Origin of the sequence: Gilliamella sp. Pas-s95 (assembly GCF_009795795.1) — a bacterium.
Classification (GTDB): Bacteria; Pseudomonadota; Gammaproteobacteria; order Enterobacterales; family Orbaceae; genus Gilliamella; species Gilliamella bombicola.
The window spans coordinates 27,008-48,764 of the sequence record NZ_WTFC01000003.1; the positions used below are offsets into that span (position 1 = coordinate 27,008).

Here is a 21,757-nt window from a genome sequence, read left to right on the forward strand (position 1 = left end):
TCTAACTAATAGTTAGTAACACCTTGCAACACTGTTTTTGATCTTTTTCAAAAGTTTCTATCGCTTGAATGACTTGCATATAATCGAATTGATGTGTGATTAACTTTTGCGGGTCAATTAATTTTTTCTTAAGCCAATCAATTACAACTGGAAATTTATTAGCATTTAATCGAGATGAAAAAATAGATAATTCTTTACTTGTAATACCTTGCTGAGTGATCTGACAGGCATCACTTGAGAATCCCATAATCAAGATTCTTGCTGCTGGTGATGCAATACTAATTGCCTCTTGCAAAATAGATGGATGACAGGCTGCATCTATAATAACCGTCGGTTTAATACTGAGCTTATCCAGTTCATCTTTTAAAGATAAAGAGGTATTGTTTATTACTCTGTCAGCACCACTAATTTTTGCCATATTTAAACGCTCTTCAATTCGGTCAACAACAATGACCTCTTTAACGTTATAAACACCTTTTAATGCTTGTACTGAAGTTAGTCCCATTGGGCCGGCACCATAAATTAGTACAATATCATTTTCAGTTGGTTTTAAATGGCTGGTTGCATTTGCTGCGATAGTAAATGGTTCAATCATCACTGCAAACTCATCACTAATTTCATCTGGGATAACATAAGCATTTTTACTTGGAACTACTGCGTACTGACTAAATCCACCATCTCGATGAACACCCAATACAGTGAGAGATGTACAAACATTAGGACGACCAACTAAGCAAGAATAGCAGTGCCCACAACTAATAACTGGATCGACAGATACTCTTTCTCCAATTCTAGATTTATCAACCCCTTCACCAACTTCATCAATCACACCAAAAAATTCATGACCAATAACTCGTGGATATTTAACAAATGGGTTATGTCCGCGGTATATATGGCTATCTGAACCACAAATACCTGCTAATTTTACTTTTACTCTTACTTCTCCATTTGCAGGCTGAGGAACTTCTCGTTCCTCAATTACCAATTCATTAGGTTGTTTGATTACAATACTTTTCATATAACCTCCTATAATTTACCAATTCCACAACGTGCCATCTTCTAAACGAGCAATCGGTAAGTAAGCTGGTTTGTATGGATATTTTTCGGCAAGTTTTTCATCGAAATTGATACCAAGACCTGGTTTATCGCTTGGGTGCATATAGCCATCATTAAAAGTCCAGTTTGGTGAAAAGACTTCCAGCATTTGCTCTGAATAACCCATAAATTCTTGCACACCAAAATTAGGTACCCACATATCAAAATGCAGTGCGGCTGCATGGCAAATTGGGGATAAATCAGATGGTCCGTGCGATCCTGTTCTTACTTGATAAAGTGCAGCAAAATCAGCAATACGGCGCATATGGGTAATGCCGCCTGCATGGGTAATTGTAGTTCGAATGTAATCTATCAATTGCTCTTGAATAAGTTGTTTGCAATCCCATATGCTATTAAATACTTCACCAACTGCAATTGGAGTAACTGTGTGTTGACGTATTAATCGGAAACATTCTTGATTTTCAGCAGGCGTTGGATCTTCCATCCAAAACAGCCTGTAATCTTCTATACTTTTCCCAAAACGAGCCGCTTCGATTGGTGTTAAACGGTGATGCATGTCATGTAGTAAATGCTCATTAAAACCAAATTTATTTCGTACGGCATCAAACAATTTAGGCATAAAATCGAGGTATTTCTCTGTTGCCCAACATTGTTCTTCTGGGTAATTTCCACGCGTGGCTGGTTCGTAAGCTAGATTTTTCCCTTTACTTTGACCATAGGTGGTCTTCATTCCTGGTATACCACATTGCACTCGAATTGCTTTAAACCCCATTTCCTTATGTTTAGCATAGTCATCTAATGCTTCGTCAATGCTTGCACCAGTGGTATGACAGTAAACCATAACGCCTGTGCGAGATGCGCCACCTAATAGCTGGTAAAGAGGCATGTTGGCTAATTTGCCTTTAATATCCCACAGAGCCATATCAATGGCCGAAATAGCTGACATAGTCACAGGACCACGACGCCAATAAGCGCCTTTATAGAAATATTGGAAGATGTCTTCTATTTGATGCGGATCGCGCCCAATGAGTTGAGGGCACAGATGATCTTTAAGATAAGAAGCTACGGCTAATTCACGTCCATTAAGCGTTGCATCACCAACACCATAAACTCCTTCGTCTGTGGTGATTTTTAATGTGACAAAATTTCTTCCTGGACTGCATACAAAAACATCTGCTTTTATAATTTTCATTCAATACCTCTTGTGTAAATTTAGACGTTATTAAAATAACAACATAAATACTACCATACAAGTAGAGTTGTATACTTTTGTGAAATCAATCACAGAAAAACTGTTTTTTTGTAAAAAAGTTTCATAAAATACAGTGTTTAAGTATAAAAGAGAGATAAAAAGAGGGTAAAACCGCAATGATTTCTTCTTTTCAGTGTATTAACGGTATAATAAAACCAGTTACGACTGGATTTTAACTGTTACAGTTACCTGTGTTTAAATTAATGTGCTTTGTAATTAATGGACTATACTTTGATATTATTAATAGATAATTATGATTCTTTTACATTTAATATTAACGATTATTTATGCCAAGTTGGCGCAAAAGTTAAAGTCATCAAAAACGACGAACTGACAATTGAACAAGTAAAGGAACTCGCCTTTTCTAAAATTATCATTTCCCCTGGCCCAGGAGCACCAATTAATGCAGGAATATCACTTGCTGTGATTGCTGAATTTGCTCATATTTGCCCGATATTGGGAATTTGTTTAGGACATCAAGCCATTGCACAATATTATGGCTACCGCATTGCCAAAGCACCAATACCGATGCACGGTAAAGTCGATGCAATAACGCATGATGGTCAAGGGTTATTTAAGGGAGTCAAAAAACCGCTTTCAGTGGTTCGCTATCACTCATTGATTGCATGTGATAATTTTTCACAAAAAAATTCTCACCTAATTGTAACTGCTCGAAACAATCAAGGATTGATTATGGGATTGCGTCATAAAACATTACCCATTGAGTCAGTTCAATTCCACCCTGAAGCGATAAAAACCGAATCAGGTTTACAAATGATTAATAATTTTGTCCATGAGCAATCTTAATATGAAAATTTATATAGATTTTGAAGGTCAGCATAAATATTTTTGCAATCCTATCGCCATTTTAAGAGCGAATGATTACTCGACAATTCAACAACAATTCGAATTAATCGAAAAATTCATCCAACAAGGTTTTTATGCGGTTGGGTATCTCGCTTATGAAAGTGCAACGGGGTTAAATAGTGAAAATAAAACAAAACATAATGATGAGGTCCATCAAAGTTTGCCACTATTGTTATTTGGTATTTTTGATCATTTTTCTATCGTTGAACAAGTAGAACTCAATGATTATACACCGCCAAGCTTTGATTTAAAAAGCGATACATCAAGAGATGAATATAATCAAAAAATTGACTTTATTCGATCACAAATTGAATCAGGCAATACTTATCAAACCAACTATACTATTCAATTTACCGCACCATTTAATGAAAGCGCTATTGATTATTACCACTTTCTACAAAAAAACAATCAGGCAGATTATTGTGCTTATCTTGAGTTTGACGATTATCATATTTTATCGATTTCACCGGAATTATTCTTTAAGTTAGACAATAACATTATTACGACAAAACCAATGAAAGGAACAACCGCACGCGGCTTAAATAATCAACAAGATAAACGACAATTAGAGTTGTTATTTTCTGAAAAAAATCAAGCTGAAAACATGATGATTGTTGATTTGTTGCGTAATGATTTAAGTCGCATTGCAAAACCAGGAACGGTGACAGTGCCTAAATTATTTTCAGCGGAAAAATATCCAACCGTTTGGCAATTGACGTCAACGATTCAAGCTGAAATGAAGGAAGATGTCAGTTTATATCAAATTTTTCAAGCCCTATTCCCTTGTGGCTCAATTACCGGAGCCCCAAAAACCAGTACCATGCAAATTATCGCAGATATTGAAAACTCACCACGGGGAGTTTACTGTGGAACAATTGGTTATATTGAACCTTATATGAATAAAGCTATATTTAATATCCCAATTCGTACATTAACCATACACAATCAACAGATGTGCTATGGTGTTGGTGGTGGGATCACTTGGGATTCAACATCTCAAGACGAATATAGTGAGATCTTAGCGAAAACAGCCATTTTGAATCGCACTATTTCTACCCCCAAATATATTATTGAATCATTGTTGCTTGAAAAAGGGCAATTTTTATTATTAGATGAACATTTAAGCAGACTTGCTCAATCAGCTGATTATTTTGATTTTAACTGTGATATTAATGTAATTAAGTTACAACTTATTAAGTTAGCAAATTCAGTGCCTAACAACCATTATAAAGTGAGAATCTTACAGCAAAAAGATGGGCATTACACTATTAGCAAAGATATCATTAATACGCCGATAGACATTAATGAAATCCAACTTGCACCACTGTGCGTTGATAACCAAAATGTCTATTTGTATCATAAAACATCAAATCGTAAGCACTTTCCAGATTTAACTGTAGGGAAAGAATATATTAATTTTAATCAACACAATGAGATAACTGAGTTTGTTAATGGTAATCTTGCACTATTGATTAATGATCAATGGGTTACACCTAAAAAAGAATCGGGATTATTAGCTGGAACCATGCGACAATTTTATGTGGATCACAATCAATTGTTAGAAAAAACGATTTTAAAAAATGATCTGGTACATGCCGAAAAAATCTCTTTTATCAATAGTGTTCGTAAATGGGTAAACATTGATGATAAAGTTTTTAATCAATTCAAATTGTCGCTAAAATCTATTGCCATTTAAGTTTAGACCTTCCGTCAGCACGCTGACGGAAGGTCAGTGTCACACTAATATTTTATTGAGTTTGCAAAGTCTAGCTCTTCATCTTGCCACCCTTTCGATAGCGCTTTAACTAGAGCGTCATAGCCATTGGTTGATAAAGGAACATGGCGTTCAAATGGTTTTGTTTCAATATTATTTTTATTGTCAGTAACAACCCATCGCCCCTTAATCACCGCATCTCCCGTATAACTACCATAAAAACCATCTATAAATAATTTTACCGTTATTGTTGGTGTTGTAATTGATTTACTGGACACTAAATAATTGGGTAACATAGCAGTTAAATCCTGCGTTAATCGGTCTTGTAATTGCTGAGATAACGTCGATATCCATAAATGGTTCGTTGCTGTTTCATATTTGATATTATCGGTTTGTAATACAATTCCAGGTTTATTTAAAAAACTCGCCACATCAATAGACTCAATCCAAATAAATTGATTCGTGGTTTTCATATTTTGCGATATAGGAATCTGTAAATTACTAGTGAGTTGAAAATAACTTTTACTTGGGTTACTAGCTGAGCAACCTATTAATATGGCAAATAATGGTATAAATATAGCTATAAGTAACTTTTTATATATTCTGTTCATTATTTTTTACCTTTTGCTTGAGGTTCTTGATCTTTCTTTGATGGAGCAGAAAAAATTAGTGCATTACTCTTATCATTAAGCGTGTTGAGTAATGGAGTGAGTTCATCCATCATCTGTTGCACTTTTTGTAAACTCTCCTTCATTTGATTGTTGAGCTCAGAACCTGGTTGTAATTCTTTCATTGTTTCATTTAATGAGCGCAATGTTTTTTGTAGATCTTTTGGCATATTCTGCATCTCTTTACTTGCCATGACTCGATTTAATGAATCCATTAAGTGTTGGCTTGAAGCAAGCGATTGATTAAGCTGTGATACCGTATTATTAATAGGTAAATTATTAAAATTATCTAATAATTGCATAACTTTTGATTGAATTTGCGCAATTCCAGTTGAAGTCGCCTCAATAGTATCGTAACCAAACTGTTTTGCCATTTTTGAATCATATTTATTTTTTAAATCAGGATAAAAATCAAGGTCTATATACATCGCACCTGTGAACATGTTTGATGTTTTTAACGAAGCCCTTAATCCATTCTCTTGTTCTTTCATAATCAATGCGGCAATATCAATTTTTTCATCAACTAATTCAGATAAGCGATCTGGTTCAATTCGAATTAATATTGGTACTCTTTTATTTAAAATTGATGATTTTTCTAACATTTCTGCAGTATAAAATGGTACTTTAGATACCGTACCTAGCCTAATACCATGATATTCCACCGGTACACCTTCGGTTAATCCTGATATGGAATCAGAAATCATAATAAGAAACTCTTTATATTCAGTATATTGTGAGTCTTGGATAGCTTTTTTATCTTCATATAATTTATAAACTGCATTTTGCTCAGCTGGCGCACCTAATTTGGAACCTTCAGGTAAATCAAAGCTAATTCCACCAGACATTAATACATCTAAAGAAGGCACATCTAAGTTTGCGCCTTGAGATGAAAGTGTTAAGTTGATTCCTCCCTCTTTCCAAAAGCGAACATTTTGTGTTACTAGCACATCGTAAGGCTTAGTAATAAAAATTTGATATTTCATCTTGCGTGATTCAATATCAAATTCGGAGGTCTCAACATTACCTACGCGATAACCGTGAAACATAATAGAAGCACCTCGAGGAATCACACCATTTTGCTCACTTTCTAAATTTAGACGAAGGCCTTGAATGCTTGGTTCGGACAATGGTGGATTATCCGATAGCACGAAAGGTTTATGTTGAAAACTATGCGTATCATTTCCCGCAACTAATTCTATATAAACGCCCGATAAAATAGTGCCTAATCCAGTCACTCCATCACGACCAATTTCAGGCTTAACAACCCAAAAAATTGAATCATTTTTAAGTAGCGGAGCCATGTCATTATAAATACGACCTTTTATTACTACTTGCTTGTAGTCATCAGATAAAGTCACTTCATCAACTATACCAACATCAACACTACGGTTTTTAATTACCGTTTTTCCGGCAATAATGCCATTTGCGTCTTTTGCAAGCAATGTAAACGAAATTCCTCTATCGGCAAAATGGGCATAAATTATCCAAATACCCACAATTGCAGTAACAATGGGAATAATCCATATTGCTGAAATAGCTCTAATTTTAATTATTTTTGCTAATTTACTTGACGTAGCCATATCGTTCCTATTGATTTATTTTCTATTTTGAGGACGATCCCAAATTAAACGAGGATCAAATTTTTGTGATGCAATCATCGTGATAATAACGACAGTTGCAAAAAATGTAACACCAATATCTGGGTAAACGCCCATCATTTGCTGATTTCTAACTAAAGAACAAATAACAGCGACCACAAATATATCAATCATTGACCATTTACCAATAAACTCAACAGCAGTGTACAATCTTTTCATTCTTAAGCAATTTTGTTTATTTTTTTGTTTTACTGCTAGTGCAAAATAACAAAGCCAACTAAGTGAAATAATTTTTAAAATTGGAATAACAACACTAGCAATAAAAATGACAAGTGCAACAGGTATATCACCGGCTTGCCACATATAAATGACACCATCCATAATAGTGGAAGTTGAGGATGACCCAAATACAACGGTTATCATAATTCCAAATAAATTAGCGGGAATGTAAAGAATTAATGAAGTAACCAATAAGGCTAGAGTCCATTGTATTTTATCACGATCTCGAATTTTACTTTTTTGTTTACACCTTGGACATTTTACATAATGCACTGGCAATATAGCCTTACAGCATTTGCATAATTTTAAATTTTGACAAATGCCTGTTTCACCAACTTTTGGTGTATTGGTAGCAAAATTACTACGATGAATTTCGTGCCAAATTGTTTCTGGCGAAAAAATCACTAAAGACTTTATATAAAAAAAGACAAATAAGCAGAATGCCCAAAATGTGCCTGTCACACCAATACTGCCATAACTCATTAATTTAACAAAACTAACCAAAATACCAGTAAGAAATATTTCAGGCATACACCAATGTTGACACTTTTCATAAACAACAAGCAAATCTCGTTTACGATACTTTGTTAATTGTAGTTTGGAACAGAGCAAAACAATAATCGATAAATTAAATATAGGAAAAAGTAAAACAAACAAAATAAAAAGTGCTGAAATATAGCTATAATTATCAGAAAAAAGAGTTTTAGGAATATCTAATACGCTAACACCGATGAAATTACCCACAATACGGATATCGATAAAGATAAAACCACAAGCTACAATAATCATAATTAATGAACATATTGCATACATAGCTGCGCTAAACTTCATATTATTATTATTATTTTTAGCTAATGTAGCGTTACAACGCGGGCACACAGCTTTATGCCCTATCGTTATATCCGATAATCCAATGACCAAATCACAGTGTGAGCATAAAACATAATGTTGTCTATCAATAATCATTATTTTCCTTTGTTTGATGTACATTTTAACCTGTAAAAATATTTCAAATAAATATTACACTTAAGTATAAATACTTAAACAAATAAAATTATGTTAAAAACACATCAAATCTCATTGTGTCAAATTGATTTTTTTGTAAATATTACTGAATTAAACTAGTAAACTTTGATTATTATTAGATTTTATATATAACAATTTTTATAAAATACACCGCTTTTCTTATTTATATTTAAACAATCGTTATTTGTTTAAAATTGTTTGAGTATTATAATCATAAAATGAATATAATAATCCAATAAATTTAATCTTGAATATTAATATTTCATCACCATCTGTTAGTTTCAACTATTACACCAAATGGACTTTTGGTAAAAAAACTGTGAACAAGCTCCCATAACTAATTGACTGTTTGTGTATAAAAAAACTTGATACTGTATAATAATACAGTGTAATATATCCATATCCTAACTCATTGGAATTTTATAATATGAACGAAAATAAACAACGCGCACTTTCCGCTGCATTAAGTCAAATCGAGAAACAATTTGGTAAAGGTTCAATTATGCGTTTAGGAGATACCCAAACGTTAGATGTGGACGCGGTATCTACTGGTTCTTTAGGTCTAGATATTGCATTAGGTATTGGCGGCTTACCAATGGGCCGAATCGTTGAAATTTTTGGACCAGAATCATCGGGTAAAACAACACTCACCTTATCTGTTATAGCACAAGCTCAAAAAGAAGGTAAAACTTGTGCATTTATTGATGCTGAACATGCTCTCGATCCAATTTATGCTGCAAAATTAGGTGTAAAAGTTGATGATCTATTAGTTTCTCAACCTGATACTGGTGAACAAGCACTTGAAATTTGTGATGCTTTGGTTCGTTCTGGTGCCGTTGATGTGATTATTGTTGACTCCGTTGCCGCTTTAACACCAAAGGCTGAAATTGAAGGAGAAATGGGCGATTCTCATATGGGATTACAAGCTCGTTTAATGTCACAAGCTTTGCGTAAGCTTACTGCAAACATAAAAAACGCCAATTGCTTAGTTGTATTTATCAACCAAATTCGTATGAAAATTGGTGTAATGTTTGGTAATCCTGAAACAACAACCGGTGGTAACGCACTTAAATTCTATGCCTCTGTTCGTCTTGATATCCGTCGTATTGGTTCAGTAAAAGAAGGCGAAGATATTATTGGTAGTGATACTAGAGTAAAAGTGGTTAAAAACAAAGTTGCCGCACCATTTAGGCAAACTGAATTCCAGATTTTGTATGGTTGTGGGATTTCAAAAGAAGGTGAACTAATTGACTTAGGTGTCAAACACAAATTGGTCGATAAAGCTGGCGCATGGTATAGCTACAATGGCGAAAAAGTGGGTCAAGGTAAAGCTAACTCAATTAAGTTCTTACAAGAACATCCCGAAATTGCTAAAGAACTAGAAATCAAACTACGTGATTTATTACTAAATAGTCCAGCTGTTTTTACGGCTGATGACGAAAATATTTCATCTGAGGATGAAAGCATTGAATAATGAGAAAAAACTCAATAAATTAATCCTAAATAAAGCTGTGCAGTTACTTGCACAGCGCGATCACTCTTCGTATGAGCTAAGCCAAAAAATAACATTTTTTTTTGCAAAGAAGCAACGATGTACAGATGAAGAATATCATGACCTGTTAGCCAAACTAAAAACAGAAATACGAGATGTAATTGAGCATTGTATTAATCAAAATTGGATTAATGATGAGCAATATATTGAAAAATATATTGTTATGCGTGCAAATAAAGGTTATGGAAAATATAAAATTGCAATGGAACTCAAACAACGAGGTTTATCAGTTGATTTAACTCAACAACTATTGCAAATGGCTAATATCGACTGGACTAATCTAGCATATGAACAATTGCTAAAAAAGCTAAAACAAATTGATTCTAAAAATAACAATAAAAAACAAAAAGGTATTCAATTTTTAATGACAAGAGGTTATACGCAAGATGATATTAAAACAGTGTACAATTTATTGACTTAAATAGTCATAATATCTAGAATACAATATATACAATTTAGTAAAACCGATTACAAATAAAAGCTCACTAATTCTTTTTCCTTATTTACTTGTAGTACTAATTAGCTCCACCCCAATATAAGAATATTTACTTTTCAACTTTTGTTGTAACAGGTATATTACTATATTTAAACATCTATCGTTTTATATGGAAGCATAAATGAAAAGCACAGCAGAAATTCGTCAAAATTTTCTTGACTTTTTCCGTGACAAAGGACATGAAGTTGTCGCAAGTAGTTCCCTTGTTCCACACAATGACCCAACATTATTATTTACTAATGCTGGAATGAATCAATTTAAAGATGTATTTCTTGGTATTGATAAGCGTTCTTATACTAGAGCAACAACATCACAACGTTGCGTCCGTGCTGGTGGTAAACATAATGATTTAGACAATGTTGGTTATACAGCCCGACACCATACTTTTTTTGAAATGTTAGGAAACTTTAGTTTCGGCGACTATTTTAAGCATGATGCAATACATTTTGCATGGGAATTGTTAACTAGCGAAAAGTGGTTTAATCTACCTAAAGATAAATTAACCGTTACCGTTTATGAAACAGATGACGAAGCTTATGCAATTTGGGAAAAAGAAATAGGTATACCTAAAGAACGCATAATTCGTATTGGTGATAATAAAGGTGCCCCGTATGCCTCAGATAATTTCTGGCAGATGGGAGATACAGGGCCTTGTGGGCCTTGTACCGAAATTTTCTATGATCATGGAGATCATATTTGGGGGGGACCTCCAGGTAGCGCTGAAGAAGATGGTGACCGATTTATCGAAATTTGGAACATTGTCTTTATGCAATTTAATCGCCATCCTGACGGTACAATGGAACCATTACCTAAACCATCGGTCGATACAGGTATGGGGCTAGAACGCATTGCAGCAGTATTGCAACATGTCAACTCTAATTATGAAATAGATCTATTCAAAAAATTAATTAATGATGCAGCTCATATTATTCAAACTAAAGATTTAGAAAGTAAATCTCTACGCGTTATTGCTGACCATATTCGTTCTTGTGCTTTTTTAATTTCGGATGGAGTATTACCTTCAAACGAAGGTCGAGGTTATGTTTTAAGACGTATTATTCGACGTGCTGTACGCCATGGGCATATGCTAGGTGCAAAAAATATTTTCTTCTACAAGCTTGTTAAACCATTAATTGATGTGATGGGAAGCGCAGCAGTTGAACTAGAAAATAATCGAAAATTAGTTGAAGACGCGCTCAAAATCGAAGAAGAACAGTTTTTAAAAACATTAGAACGCGGATTATTTTTACTTGATCAAGAACTAGCAAAACTAAGCAGTCAAATATTACCTGGTGATGTTGCATTTAAACTTTATGATACTTACGGCTTCCCGCTAGATTTAACTGCTGATGTATGTCGCGAAAAAAATATTACTATTGATGAAGCTGGTTTTAATCATTGCATGGAAGAGCAAAGAAAACGAGCTCGCGAATCAAGCTCATTTAATGTCGATTATAGCAATGTTATTAAACTTGATGATAAAACTGAGTTTTTAGGCTATCAGGCAACAGAATCCTTAGGAAAAGTTATTGCTATATTTAAAAATGGCCAGAAGGTTGAAAATATTAGTGCTGGTGATGAAGCTATCGTCGTTTTAGACAAAACACCATTTTATGGAGAATCAGGTGGTCAAATTGGTGATAAAGGTTTATTAACTGCAGCTAATCTTGAATTTAGCGTTTTTGATAGCCAAAAATATGGTAAAAGTATTGGCCATTTAGGAAAACTAATTAAAGGTTCTTTAAAAATTGGCGATAATATCACTGCAGCTATTGATATCGAGTTACGCGAACGTATTCGCCGTAATCATTCTGCTACACATTTATTACAAGCGGCTTTACAACGTGTTTTAGGTAACCATGTTCATCAAAAAGGATCTTTAGTTAATGATACCTATCTGCGTTTTGACTTTTCACATAATCAAGCTATTACACCAGAACAAATTATTGAAATAGAGAACTTAGTTAATCAACAAATTCGTCGTAATTTACCAGTAGATATTGAGCTAATGCCTATTGATAAGGCTAAAAATAAAGGCGCTATGGCTTTATTTGGTGAAAAATATGAAGATATTGTTAGAGTTCTAACAATGGGCGATTTTTCAATTGAACTTTGTGGTGGTACTCACGTAGATAGAACTGGCGATATTGGTTTATTTAAAATAATAACAGAGTCAAGCATTGCATCGGGTGTACGCCGTATCGAGGCAACATCTGGACAAAATGCAATAGATCTGATACATAACGAATCCAATTTATTAACTGAAATTGGACAATTAGTTAAAAGTGACAAATCTACAGTTATAACACGCATTGAACAATTGCTTGATCAAACTAAACTGCTTGAAAGAACGATTGAACAATTAAAAGCACAGAAAGCTAGCCAAGAAAGTGCACAATTGATTAATCAATGTGAAACAATCAATAACAAAAATTTGCTTATTGCTAAACTAGATAGCGTCGAAGCAAAATTATTACGGACAATGATTGATGATCTTAAAAATCAATTAAAAACAGGTGTAATTATTTTAGCTGCCGTTAATGATGGTAAAATTAATTTAGCTGCTGGTGTAACTGATGATTTAGTCAATATAGTTAAAGCAGGCGAATTAGTTTCTCAATTAGCATTAAAGATAGGTGGTAAAGGTGGTGGGCGGCCTGATTTTGCTCAAGCAGGAGGAACGGATCTCTCAGCGTTACCAGAAGCGTTATCTTCGGTGAAAAAAGAAATCAGTAGCAAATTACAAGCAAGTTAGCCATATATACTCAAATGTTTAATAATTAAATATTAGAGTTTTTCTTTAAATTTCCATCTTCTGTTTTATAGATGGGGCTAACGAAGCTATATCTTAAAATTGTTTGGATATATACTTAACTGATATTAGGAGATCTAATGTTAATTTTAACTAGGAGAGTAGGTGAAACACTAATAATTGGTGATGATGTAGTTATTACCATCTTGGGCGTAAAAGGTAATCAAGTCAGAGTTGGTATTAATGCACCTAAAGAAGTTTCTATTCATAGAGAAGAAATATATAACAGAATTCATCAGCCACAAGAGATAAACGATGAATTGCCCAAGTCCTGAGGGTAATATTGGGCAGTAAATAAACAACCAGCACGTATAAATAAAAAAATGTTTGACTTATTTTTTGTAAAAAGTAATATGTGCGCCACACATTATGATTTTGTTGTTTGAACAAAGTCATAGTGCTTTGGTGAGATGGCCGAGAGGCTGAAGGCGCTCCCCTGCTAAGGGAGTATGCGGTCAAAAGCTGCATCGAGGGTTCGAATCCCTCTCTCACCGCCATTTAAAAAATTAAAATATGCATCCGTAGCTCAGCTGGATAGAGTACCCGGCTACGAACCGGGCGGTCAGGGGTTCGAATCCCTTCGGATGCACCATTTTAATAAATTCAAAACGCATCCGTAGCTCAGCTGGATAGAGTACCCGGCTACGAACCGGGCGGTCAGGGGTTCGAATCCCTTCGGATGCACCATTTTTTAACGAACTTACACGCATCCGTAGCTCAGCTGGATAGAGCACTCGGCTTCGAACCGAGCGGTCAGGGGTTCGAATCCCTTCGGGTGCGCCATTTAGGTTGAATCCCGATATAATTCTAGTATACTAAGCTCACAAATTTTAATATCAATAAATCAATCTACTTTTTGATTTATATGTTCTGTTATCTATATTAGAATAACAACGAAGTAGAAAGATATTCCCTAATTAATAATGGACATTATGTATGTTGGACCCAAATTTACTCCGAAATGAATTGGATCTTGTCGCTAATAAATTAGCGCGTCGTGGATTTAAATTAGATGTTGATGCTATTCGTCATCTAGAAGAAAAGCGCAAGGTATTACAAGTTGAAACAGAAAACTTGCAAGCTGAGCGTAACGCTCGCTCAAAAGCTATAGGTCAAGCAAAGGCTCGTGGTGAAGATATCACAGCTGTACGTGAAGAAGTCAACAAACTAGGTGAAAAACTTAATAGCGCAAAAATAGAGCTTGATACGTTACTCAATCAAATTAAAGATATTGCCTCTTCTATCCCGAATATTCCTGATGATTCTGTACCTGATGGTAAAGATGAAAACGATAATGTCGAAATATCACGTTTTGGTACACCAAGAACGTTTGATTTTCCAGTTCAAGATCACGTTGCATTAGGTGAACGTTTTGGTGGGCTTGATTTTGCAGCTGGCGTAAAGCTAACAGGTGCTCGTTTTGTGGTTATGAAATCACAAATAGCACGCTTACATCGTGCTATCACCCAATTTATGTTAGATTTACACACCGAACAACACGGCTATGCCGAAATTTATGTGCCTTATCTTGTAAATCAAGCAACACTTTTTGGTACAGGACAATTACCTAAATTTGCAGGTGATTTATTTCATACGAAACCACTAGATGAAGAAGCTGATAGTAGCAATTATGCATTAATTCCAACCGCTGAAGTGCCAGTCACTAACCTTGTACGTGATGAAATTCTTGATGAAAGTGTATTACCATTAAAAATGACAGCGCATACTCCTTGCTTCCGTTCTGAGGCAGGATCTTATGGCAAAGACACTCGTGGCTTAATTCGTATGCATCAATTTGATAAAGTAGAATTGGTTCAAATTGTTAAGCCTGAAGAGTCTATGAAAGCACTAGAAGAGCTAACTGCTCACGCAGAAAAAGTATTACAATTACTTGAACTACCATATCGAAAAATTGTACTGTGTACTGGTGATATGGGCTTTGGTTCATGTAAAACCTATGATCTTGAAGTATGGGTACCAGCTCAAAATACCTATAGAGAGATCTCTTCTTGTTCAAATATGTGGGATTTCCAAGCTCGACGTATGCAAGCTCGTTATCGCAATAAAGCTGACAATAAAACATATTTAGTCCATACACTGAATGGTTCTGGTTTAGCTGTTGGTCGAACGCTAGTTGCAATTATGGAAAACTATCAACAAGCAGATGGTTCAATTAAAGTTCCATCAGTTTTAGTACCTTATATGAATGGTGTTGAGTTTATTAAATAAACGCGCCTTCTAATGTATATAATAGCGCTACTTGTTAGCGCTTTTTTATTAACAACGGTGGAAAAATGATAAAAGGTGTAGCACTTTCAATACTTGCATCATGTTTATTTGGGTTACTTTATTACTATCCAGTTTTGTTACATCCCTTATCTGTTGTTGATATTTTTTGTTGGCGATTACTAACCTCATTTCCTGCAATAGTTGTATTAATCATTGCAGGAAAACAGTGGTCAGCTATAACAGCACTATTTAGTCGAATAAAACAACAACCGCTTCTTTTATTGGGGTTATTATTTTCTTCGTTTTTGCTCACAATACAGATGATGATTTTTATCTGGGCACCACTTAATGGGCATGGATTATCCGCCTCATTAGGCTATTTTTTATTACCATTAGCAATGGTAATTTCTGGACAGATCGTTTATAAAGAAAAGCTCAGTTTTTTACAAAAAATTGCGGTTGGGCTTGCTGTATTAGGCGTTTCTATTGAAATCTACATTACAGGTGCATTTTCATGGGAAACCGCTATTATTGCTCTGGGGTACCCAATATACTTTATATTAAGGCGAAAATTGCAAATAGATGGCATTTCTGGCACGTTTTCTGACTTTTTGTTTATCTTCCTAGGGTGCCTTGTATATTGTGCTTTAAACTATCGTTTAGACAAAATAATCAGTGATCTTTCTCATTTCCATATTTATATACCTATGTTAGGCATCATCACTGCTGTAGCTTTTGCTATGTATTTTGTTGCAAGTCGTTTACTACCCATGGGATTATTTGGTTTATTGGGATATGTAGAACCCATACTACTGACAATTATTTCAATAGTATTTTTACATGAAACAGTCTCATCAAAGCACATTGTATCATATGGATTTATTTGGCTATCGGTTGGCATTCTAGCTTTGGAGGGTGGGGTTTTTGTTATGCGAGCAATAAAACGCAAAAGAATTTAATGGATACTAAAAGGCACAATTCATTGTGCCTTGTGTCAAACAGCTGATTTATTATTTACTAAAAGTGACATAATGGCCATAACTTTCTATGATTCCTTTGATTCTATCAAGCGTTTCTCTTGGTGGAGCTTCAACCCCTTCTAACTTATATTCATCGCCAAGTGTATCCCATTTATATGCCCCCATTTTATGGTAAGCAAGCAATTCTACACGCTCAATATTGTCCATCCCGTGAATAAATTGACCAAGCAAATGCGCTGAATTATCATCATCGGTCCATCCGGGAACAACCACATAACGTATCCAAGTTCGTTTATTGATTTTTTGTAAATATTTGGCAAACTCAAGAACCCGCTTATTAGGAACACCAACTAATTTTTGATGAATTTCATCATTGACTTGTTTTAAGTCAAGCATAACTAAATCAGTAACGTCTAAAAGTTCATCAACAACATGATCGAGCTGTCTTGCATAACCATTTGTATCTAAACAAGTGCTAATACCCTCTTGATGACAAGCTTTAAACCATTCTGTAACAAATTCAGCTTGTAGCGTTGCCTCACCACCAGAAGCCGTCACGCCACCACCATTAGGCATAATAAAACTCTTGTAAGAAACAATTTCTTTCATCAATTCGTCAACAGTGACTTCTTTTCCCTCTTTTAAATCCCAAGTATCACGATTATGGCAATACAAGCAACGCATTAAACAACCTTGAAAAAAAACAATAAATCGGATTCCAGGGCCATCAACAGTACCAAAGGATTCAAAAGAGTGAATGCGGCCTTTAATAGGTGATTTGGTTGTCATAATAATATTTTGTTGTTCCATAGATAATCTCTAATCATTGCTCATATTGCTTTTAATAATTTTAACGCCGATAGCATCTGGCTTACACCAATTATATTAATCGACGCTAATTATATTTTGTTTAATTATACCGAATAAACACCAACAGTATTCAATTATTATCATCATATTGATATTTAATAAAAGTTGACACCAATATTCTTTTAATCTTGATAAAAAAATAGCGCCCTTAAGGACGCTATTTTGATAATCAATTAACTCAATTACATTACTTGCGTAAATGTACGACTAATTACGTCATTTTGCTGCTCTTTAGTTAAAGAATTGAAACGTACCGCATATCCAGAAACACGAATGGTTAACTGTGGATATTTTTCAGGATGCTCCATTGCATCTAATAATGTATCACGATTTAATACATTAACATTTAGATGTTGACCACCTTCAATTGTTGCTTCGTGATGGAAATAACCGTCCATTAAGCCAGCTAAATTGCGTTTACGCACATCATCATCTTTACCTAATGCATTTGGAACGATAGAGAAAGTATAAGAAATACCGTCTTTAGCATAAGCAAATGGTAATTTAGCAACAGAGGTTAATGAAGCCACCGCACCTTTTTGGTCACGTCCGTGCATTGGGTTAGCACCCGGTCCAAATGGTGCACCAGCACGACGACCATCAGGAGTATTACCCGTTTTCTTACCATAAACAACGTTTGAAGTAATAGTTAATACTGACTGAGTAGGAATTGCATTACGATAAGTTTTAAGTTTTTGAATTTTCTTCATGAAACGTTCAACTAGATCAACAGCAATATCATCGACTCGTGGATCATTGTTACCAAATTGAGGATATTCACCTTCAATTTCAAAGTCAGTCGCTAAACCATCTTCATCACGAATAGTTTTTACTTTCGCATATTTAATCGCAGAAAGTGAGTCAGCAGCAACAGAAAGACCCGCAATACCACATGCCATAGTACGAATAACATCACGATCATGTAATGCCATTAATGATGCTTCATAACTATATTTATCATGCATATAGTGAATAGCGTTTAATGCTGTTACGTATTGTTTTGCTAACCAATCCATAAAGTGGTCTAAACGAGCAAACACTGTATCAAAATCTAAATATTCATCAGTGATTGGAGCTTCTTTAGGACCAACTTGCATTTTTAATTTTTCATCCACACCGCCGTTGATTGCGTATAGAAGTGTTTTAGCAAGGTTTGCACGCGCACCAAAGAATTGCATTTGTTTACCCACAATCATTGGGCTTACACAACATGCAATAGCATAGTCATCATTGTTAAAGTCAGGACGCATTAAATCATCATTTTCATATTGTAATGATGAAGTATCAATGGATACTTTAGATGCGAACTCTTTAAATCCACTTGGTAATTTTTCAGACCAAAGGATAGTCATATTAGGTTCTGGTGATGGACCCATTGTATATAAAGTATTTAAGAAGCGGAAAGAAGTCTTAGTAACTAAAGTACGACCATCAACTCCCATACCTGCGATAGATTCAGTTGCCCAAATTGGATCGCCAGAGAATAATTCATCGTATTCAGGAGTACGTAAGAAACGAACCATACGTAATTTCATAACGAAATGGTCAACAATTTCTTGTGCATCTTTTTCAGTAATTAATCCTGCTTCGAGATCACGTTGGAAGTAAATATCAAAGAAAGTCGACGTACGACCTAATGACATTGCTGCACCATTTTGTGATTTAACCGCAGCTAAATAACCGAAGTAAGTCCATTGCACTGCTTCTTGTGCTGTTTTAGCTGGTGCTGAAATATCATAACCATATTTAGCAGCCATTTCTTTAATTTGACCAAGCGCACGATGTTGTTCTGCGATTTCTTCACGACGTTGCATAGTCATTGCTAAATCAACACCGTTTTCGAAATCTGCTTGTAATGAATTGAATTGTGCAAATTTATCTTGCATTAAGTAGTCAATACCGTAAAGAGCAACACGACGGTAATCACCAATAATACGACCACGACCATAAGCATCAGGAAGACCAGTGATAACACCTGATTTACGACAACGAAGAATATCTGGGGTATAGATATCAAATACACCTTGGTTATGCGTTTTACGATATTCTGTAAAGATTTTTTTAACTAAAGGATCAAGGGTTCTGTTATAAGCTTTACAAGAATTCTCGATCATTTTGATACCACCAAACGGAATAATTGCACGTTTTAGTGGTTTTTCAGTTTGTAAACCAACAATTTTTTCTAAATCTTTTTCAATATAACCTGCATCATGAGCAGTAATTGTCGAAATAACACTAGTATCAAAATCCACAGGGGCATGGGTAGCATTTTCAATTTTAATGCCTTCCATTACTTTATCCCATAACTTAGTTGTCGCTTCAGTTGCGCCAGCTAAGAAAGACTCATCGCCCTCATATGGCGTGTAGTTTTTTTGAATAAAATCGCGGACATTAACATTATTTTGCCAATCACCATCTTTAAAGCCTTTCCAAGCAACTGCTTGTACTTCGTTTAAATTACTCATAGTTTTTCACCTCAGGTTTACAAAAATATCTATTTACCCTCTTATATATGAGGGTAAATATTATAAAATCAATGCGGCTTACGTAAATATAAAGCCCAATAAGGTAGCGCCACAGCTAAACCACCTAAAATATTCCCTATTGTCACTGGGATTAAATTGTTAAATACAAAATGTGTTACTGTTAGCTCTTTAAATGCATCAGGTGACACACCAACTGCTTGCCAAAATTCAGGAGAAGCAAAATTGTTAATGACAATGCCCATTGGGATCATAAACATATTTGCAATGCTATGCTCAAAACCGCTAGCGACAAACATAGCGACAGGTAATACCATAATGAGCATTTTATCGAGTAAACTACGTCCAGCATAACTCATCCAAGCAGCCAAACAAACCATTAAATTAGCGAGAAAACCAAGACACACAGCTTCAATAAAGGTATGATGTAATTTATGATCAGCAGTTTGTAGAACATTCAATCCCCACAAACCATTAGCAACCATATACTGACCAGAAAACCAAATAACTGTGACAAACAGTATAGCACCAATAAAGTTACCGATATAGACCAAAATCCAATTACGGATCATTTTCGCCCAACTCACTTTGTGAGTCATTTTAGGTAAAATGGTTAATACGGTTGAAGTAAATAAGTCAGAACCACAACAAACAACTAGCATAAGTCCTAATGAAAAACAGATACCGCCGACTAATTTTGCTAAACCAAAAGCAACGGTTGTGGTTCCAGTTGTTACGGTAATATAAAATACAAAAGCGATAGAGATAAAAACACCCGCAAGCATTGCGGATAAAATTGTACTACATGGGTGTTTGTTTACTTTGTAATTACCAATATCTTCGGCAATTTGGGTCATTTGTGCGGGAGAATAGGAATCTACAAGTTTATCGGTACTCAAACTAACATCCTCAAAAAAACTAGGGTTTTATGAGACGCATAGTATACTCAAAAATTGAGGCAGATCACGTTTTTTTTATGAAAAAATTTTAAAAATAAAAAAATCGCTGTTTATTAAAGAAGTTGCTAATAATAAAAATTTCATAGGAGATTTTTCTAGGGAAAAGTAGAAATTTTGATTTGGAGACGTTTGTTTTTTTTGTAAAAAAACAATAAAACAAATAAAATCAACATGTTATTGAATGTCTTTTAGAAAAAACACCTTTTCCGCAGAGAAATAAACTCACACTTATTAATGGATTCAATAGGGAAAGTTATTGCTTAACACAACTTCAAATTACCTTCGCTGGTTTAATTTCGATAAAAGGTAGATTTTCGGTTATAGTATTAATGATAAATTAATCAAATAGTTGGTTAACAGAGTCTGATCACAATCAGTAATTTTAAGATGTTATAGATCAACCATAATTTTGATTTTGGCACCATAGTTTTTTTGTATTGACGGAATATGCGTAATTACCATCTGAGCCTTAGGAGTTTATCACATATTTTGAATCTGATTTTATGTGAAAATATTAAAAAGCTACCGCTAAACTTAGATATTCTCCAAATATATTTTTATAATAATGATATATAAATTATATATAACTGATAAAATGTGGTTTTAAGCGTATTTACTGCAGCAATGAAAGGAATCAATACGTATATTATTGACGTAAAAAAACCTGCTTATAAGCAGGTTTCTAATTATTCGAAAATTGGCTCCTCCAACAGGACTTGAACCTGTGACATACGGATTAACAGTCCGCCGTTCTACCGACTGAACTATGGAGGAACACTCAACAGGCAGAATATTAACTATCTATAACAACAATGTCAATCTCTAAAACACCAAACAGAATCAACTGCTCAGCTTGTAAGCAAATTCTGTGATTACTGTGTTAAAATAATAGGTAAGTAATACAAAAGGTAGAATA

16 protein-coding genes and 5 tRNA genes are annotated in these 21,757 nt (G+C 34.6%); 12 read left to right on the forward strand and 9 right to left on the reverse strand.

Annotated features, from left to right (window positions below):
* Window position 1 precedes the first annotated feature (1 nt).
* A complete protein-coding gene (locus tag GQ598_RS01345; protein WP_160402013.1) occupies window positions 2-1,018 on the reverse strand; it encodes a Zn-dependent oxidoreductase in 1,017 nt (338 codons plus the stop codon).
* 15 nt (window positions 1,019-1,033) lie between these two features.
* On the reverse strand, window positions 1,034-2,248 hold the full coding sequence (gene manD, locus GQ598_RS01350) for a D-mannonate dehydratase ManD (RefSeq protein WP_160402014.1): 1,215 nt from the start codon (window positions 2,246-2,248) through the stop codon (window positions 1,034-1,036).
* A 291-nt stretch (window positions 2,249-2,539) separates the two neighbouring features.
* On the opposite strand from manD, the gene GQ598_RS01355 reads away from it, so the two are divergent.
* Both GQ598_RS01355 and pabB read left to right on the forward strand, forming a co-directional pair.
* Entirely contained in the window at window positions 2,540-3,115 is a 576-nt protein-coding gene (locus tag GQ598_RS01355) for an aminodeoxychorismate/anthranilate synthase component II (protein WP_160402015.1), read from the forward strand.
* Between the two features lies 1 nt (window position 3,116).
* Complete coding sequence (gene pabB, locus GQ598_RS01360; protein WP_160402016.1) at window positions 3,117-4,871, forward strand: aminodeoxychorismate synthase component I; 1,755 nt, start codon at window positions 3,117-3,119, stop codon at window positions 4,869-4,871.
* Between the two features lie 44 nt (window positions 4,872-4,915).
* On the opposite strand, the gene GQ598_RS01365 is transcribed toward pabB, so the two are convergent.
* The 3 genes from GQ598_RS01365 to GQ598_RS01375 are packed head-to-tail and all read right to left on the reverse strand — an operon-like array spanning window position 4,916 to window position 8,400.
* Window positions 4,916-5,500, reverse strand: coding sequence for a membrane integrity-associated transporter subunit PqiC (locus tag GQ598_RS01365; protein ID WP_160402017.1), 585 nt, complete (start codon window positions 5,498-5,500; stop codon window positions 4,916-4,918).
* Window positions 5,500-7,137: an intermembrane transport protein PqiB gene (gene pqiB, locus GQ598_RS01370; RefSeq protein ID WP_160402018.1), complete on the reverse strand. Its 1,638-nt coding sequence runs from the start codon at window positions 7,135-7,137 to the stop codon at window positions 5,500-5,502. Before pqiB ends, GQ598_RS01365 begins: the two co-directional genes overlap by 1 nt.
* A 15-nt stretch (window positions 7,138-7,152) precedes the next feature.
* Window positions 7,153-8,400 carry a PqiA/YebS family transporter subunit gene (locus GQ598_RS01375; protein WP_160402019.1) on the reverse strand — a complete coding sequence of 416 codons (1,248 nt, stop codon included), beginning with the start codon at window positions 8,398-8,400 and terminating at the stop codon, window positions 7,153-7,155.
* Window positions 8,401-8,887: 487 nt separating this feature from the next.
* Here GQ598_RS01375 and recA point away from each other — a divergent pair, with 487 nt between their 5' ends.
* The 10 genes from recA (at window position 8,888) to rarD (ending at window position 16,508) form a co-directional block, all read left to right on the forward strand.
* On the forward strand, window positions 8,888-9,934 hold the full coding sequence (gene recA, locus GQ598_RS01380) for a recombinase RecA (RefSeq protein ID WP_091349058.1): 1,047 nt from the start codon (window positions 8,888-8,890) through the stop codon (window positions 9,932-9,934).
* Entirely contained in the window at window positions 9,927-10,433 is a 507-nt protein-coding gene (locus tag GQ598_RS01385) for a regulatory protein RecX (RefSeq protein ID WP_160402020.1), read from the forward strand. Before recA ends, GQ598_RS01385 begins: the two co-directional genes overlap by 8 nt.
* Window positions 10,434-10,629: 196 nt before the next feature.
* Window positions 10,630-13,263: an alanine--tRNA ligase gene (gene alaS / locus GQ598_RS01390; protein ID WP_160402021.1), complete on the forward strand. Its 2,634-nt coding sequence runs from the start codon at window positions 10,630-10,632 to the stop codon at window positions 13,261-13,263.
* Between the two features lie 137 nt (window positions 13,264-13,400).
* Window positions 13,401-13,595 (forward strand): carbon storage regulator CsrA, encoded by a 195-nt coding sequence (gene csrA / locus GQ598_RS01395; RefSeq protein WP_091349048.1) that lies wholly within the window; start codon window positions 13,401-13,403, stop codon window positions 13,593-13,595.
* 129 nt (window positions 13,596-13,724) lie between these two features.
* A tRNA-Ser gene (locus GQ598_RS01400) sits at window positions 13,725-13,817 on the forward strand.
* Between the two features lie 18 nt (window positions 13,818-13,835).
* Window positions 13,836-13,912 (forward strand) — tRNA-Arg (locus GQ598_RS01405).
* 18 nt (window positions 13,913-13,930) lie between these two features.
* Window positions 13,931-14,007, forward strand: a tRNA-Arg gene (locus tag GQ598_RS01410).
* Window positions 14,008-14,026: 19 nt separating this feature from the next.
* A tRNA-Arg gene (locus tag GQ598_RS01415) sits at window positions 14,027-14,103 on the forward strand.
* 153 nt (window positions 14,104-14,256) lie between these two features.
* Window positions 14,257-15,549, forward strand: a complete 1,293-nt coding sequence (serS, locus tag GQ598_RS01420) for a serine--tRNA ligase (RefSeq protein WP_091349045.1) — start codon at window positions 14,257-14,259, stop codon at window positions 15,547-15,549.
* A 65-nt stretch (window positions 15,550-15,614) separates the two neighbouring features.
* On the forward strand, window positions 15,615-16,508 hold the full coding sequence (rarD, locus tag GQ598_RS01425; RefSeq protein WP_160402022.1) for an EamA family transporter RarD: 894 nt from the start codon (window positions 15,615-15,617) through the stop codon (window positions 16,506-16,508).
* 51 nt (window positions 16,509-16,559) lie between these two features.
* On the opposite strand, the gene pflA is transcribed toward rarD, so the two are convergent.
* The 4 genes from pflA to GQ598_RS01445 form a co-directional block, all read right to left on the reverse strand.
* Complete coding sequence (pflA, locus tag GQ598_RS01430; protein ID WP_237410289.1) at window positions 16,560-17,339, reverse strand: pyruvate formate lyase 1-activating protein; 780 nt, start codon at window positions 17,337-17,339, stop codon at window positions 16,560-16,562.
* 242 nt (window positions 17,340-17,581) lie between these two features.
* Window positions 17,582-19,864 carry a formate C-acetyltransferase gene (pflB, locus tag GQ598_RS01435; protein ID WP_160402023.1) on the reverse strand — a complete coding sequence of 761 codons (2,283 nt, stop codon included), beginning with the start codon at window positions 19,862-19,864 and terminating at the stop codon, window positions 17,582-17,584.
* 68 nt (window positions 19,865-19,932) lie between these two features.
* Window positions 19,933-20,781 carry a formate transporter FocA gene (focA, locus tag GQ598_RS01440; protein WP_237410290.1) on the reverse strand — a complete coding sequence of 283 codons (849 nt, stop codon included), beginning with the start codon at window positions 20,779-20,781 and terminating at the stop codon, window positions 19,933-19,935.
* A 758-nt stretch (window positions 20,782-21,539) separates the two neighbouring features.
* Window positions 21,540-21,615 (reverse strand) — tRNA-Asn (locus GQ598_RS01445).
* Window positions 21,616-21,757: the final 142 nt, after the last annotated feature.

Excerpts from the sequence above, each read along its gene's own strand:
- GQ598_RS01345 (WP_160402013.1), bottom strand. The coding sequence starts at position 1,018 with ATGAAAAGTATTGTAATCAAACAACCTAATGAATTGGTAATTGAGGAA.
- manD (WP_160402014.1), bottom strand. The coding sequence starts at position 2,248 with ATGAAAATTATAAAAGCAGATGTTTTTGTATGCAGTCCAGGAAGAAAT.
- pabB (WP_160402016.1), top strand. The coding sequence starts at position 3,117 with ATGAAAATTTATATAGATTTTGAAGGTCAGCATAAATATTTTTGCAAT.
- GQ598_RS01365 (WP_160402017.1), bottom strand. The coding sequence starts at position 5,500 with ATGAACAGAATATATAAAAAGTTACTTATAGCTATATTTATACCATTA.
- pqiB (WP_160402018.1), bottom strand. The coding sequence starts at position 7,137 with ATGGCTACGTCAAGTAAATTAGCAAAAATAATTAAAATTAGAGCTATT.
- GQ598_RS01375 (WP_160402019.1), bottom strand. The coding sequence starts at position 8,400 with ATGATTATTGATAGACAACATTATGTTTTATGCTCACACTGTGATTTG.
- recA (WP_091349058.1), top strand. The coding sequence starts at position 8,888 with ATGAACGAAAATAAACAACGCGCACTTTCCGCTGCATTAAGTCAAATC.
- alaS (WP_160402021.1), top strand. The coding sequence starts at position 10,630 with ATGAAAAGCACAGCAGAAATTCGTCAAAATTTTCTTGACTTTTTCCGT.
- csrA (WP_091349048.1), top strand. The coding sequence starts at position 13,401 with ATGTTAATTTTAACTAGGAGAGTAGGTGAAACACTAATAATTGGTGAT.
- serS (WP_091349045.1), top strand. The coding sequence starts at position 14,257 with ATGTTGGACCCAAATTTACTCCGAAATGAATTGGATCTTGTCGCTAAT.
- rarD (WP_160402022.1), top strand. The coding sequence starts at position 15,615 with ATGATAAAAGGTGTAGCACTTTCAATACTTGCATCATGTTTATTTGGG.
- pflA (WP_237410289.1), bottom strand. The coding sequence starts at position 17,339 with ATGGAACAACAAAATATTATTATGACAACCAAATCACCTATTAAAGGC.
- pflB (WP_160402023.1), bottom strand. The coding sequence starts at position 19,864 with ATGAGTAATTTAAACGAAGTACAAGCAGTTGCTTGGAAAGGCTTTAAA.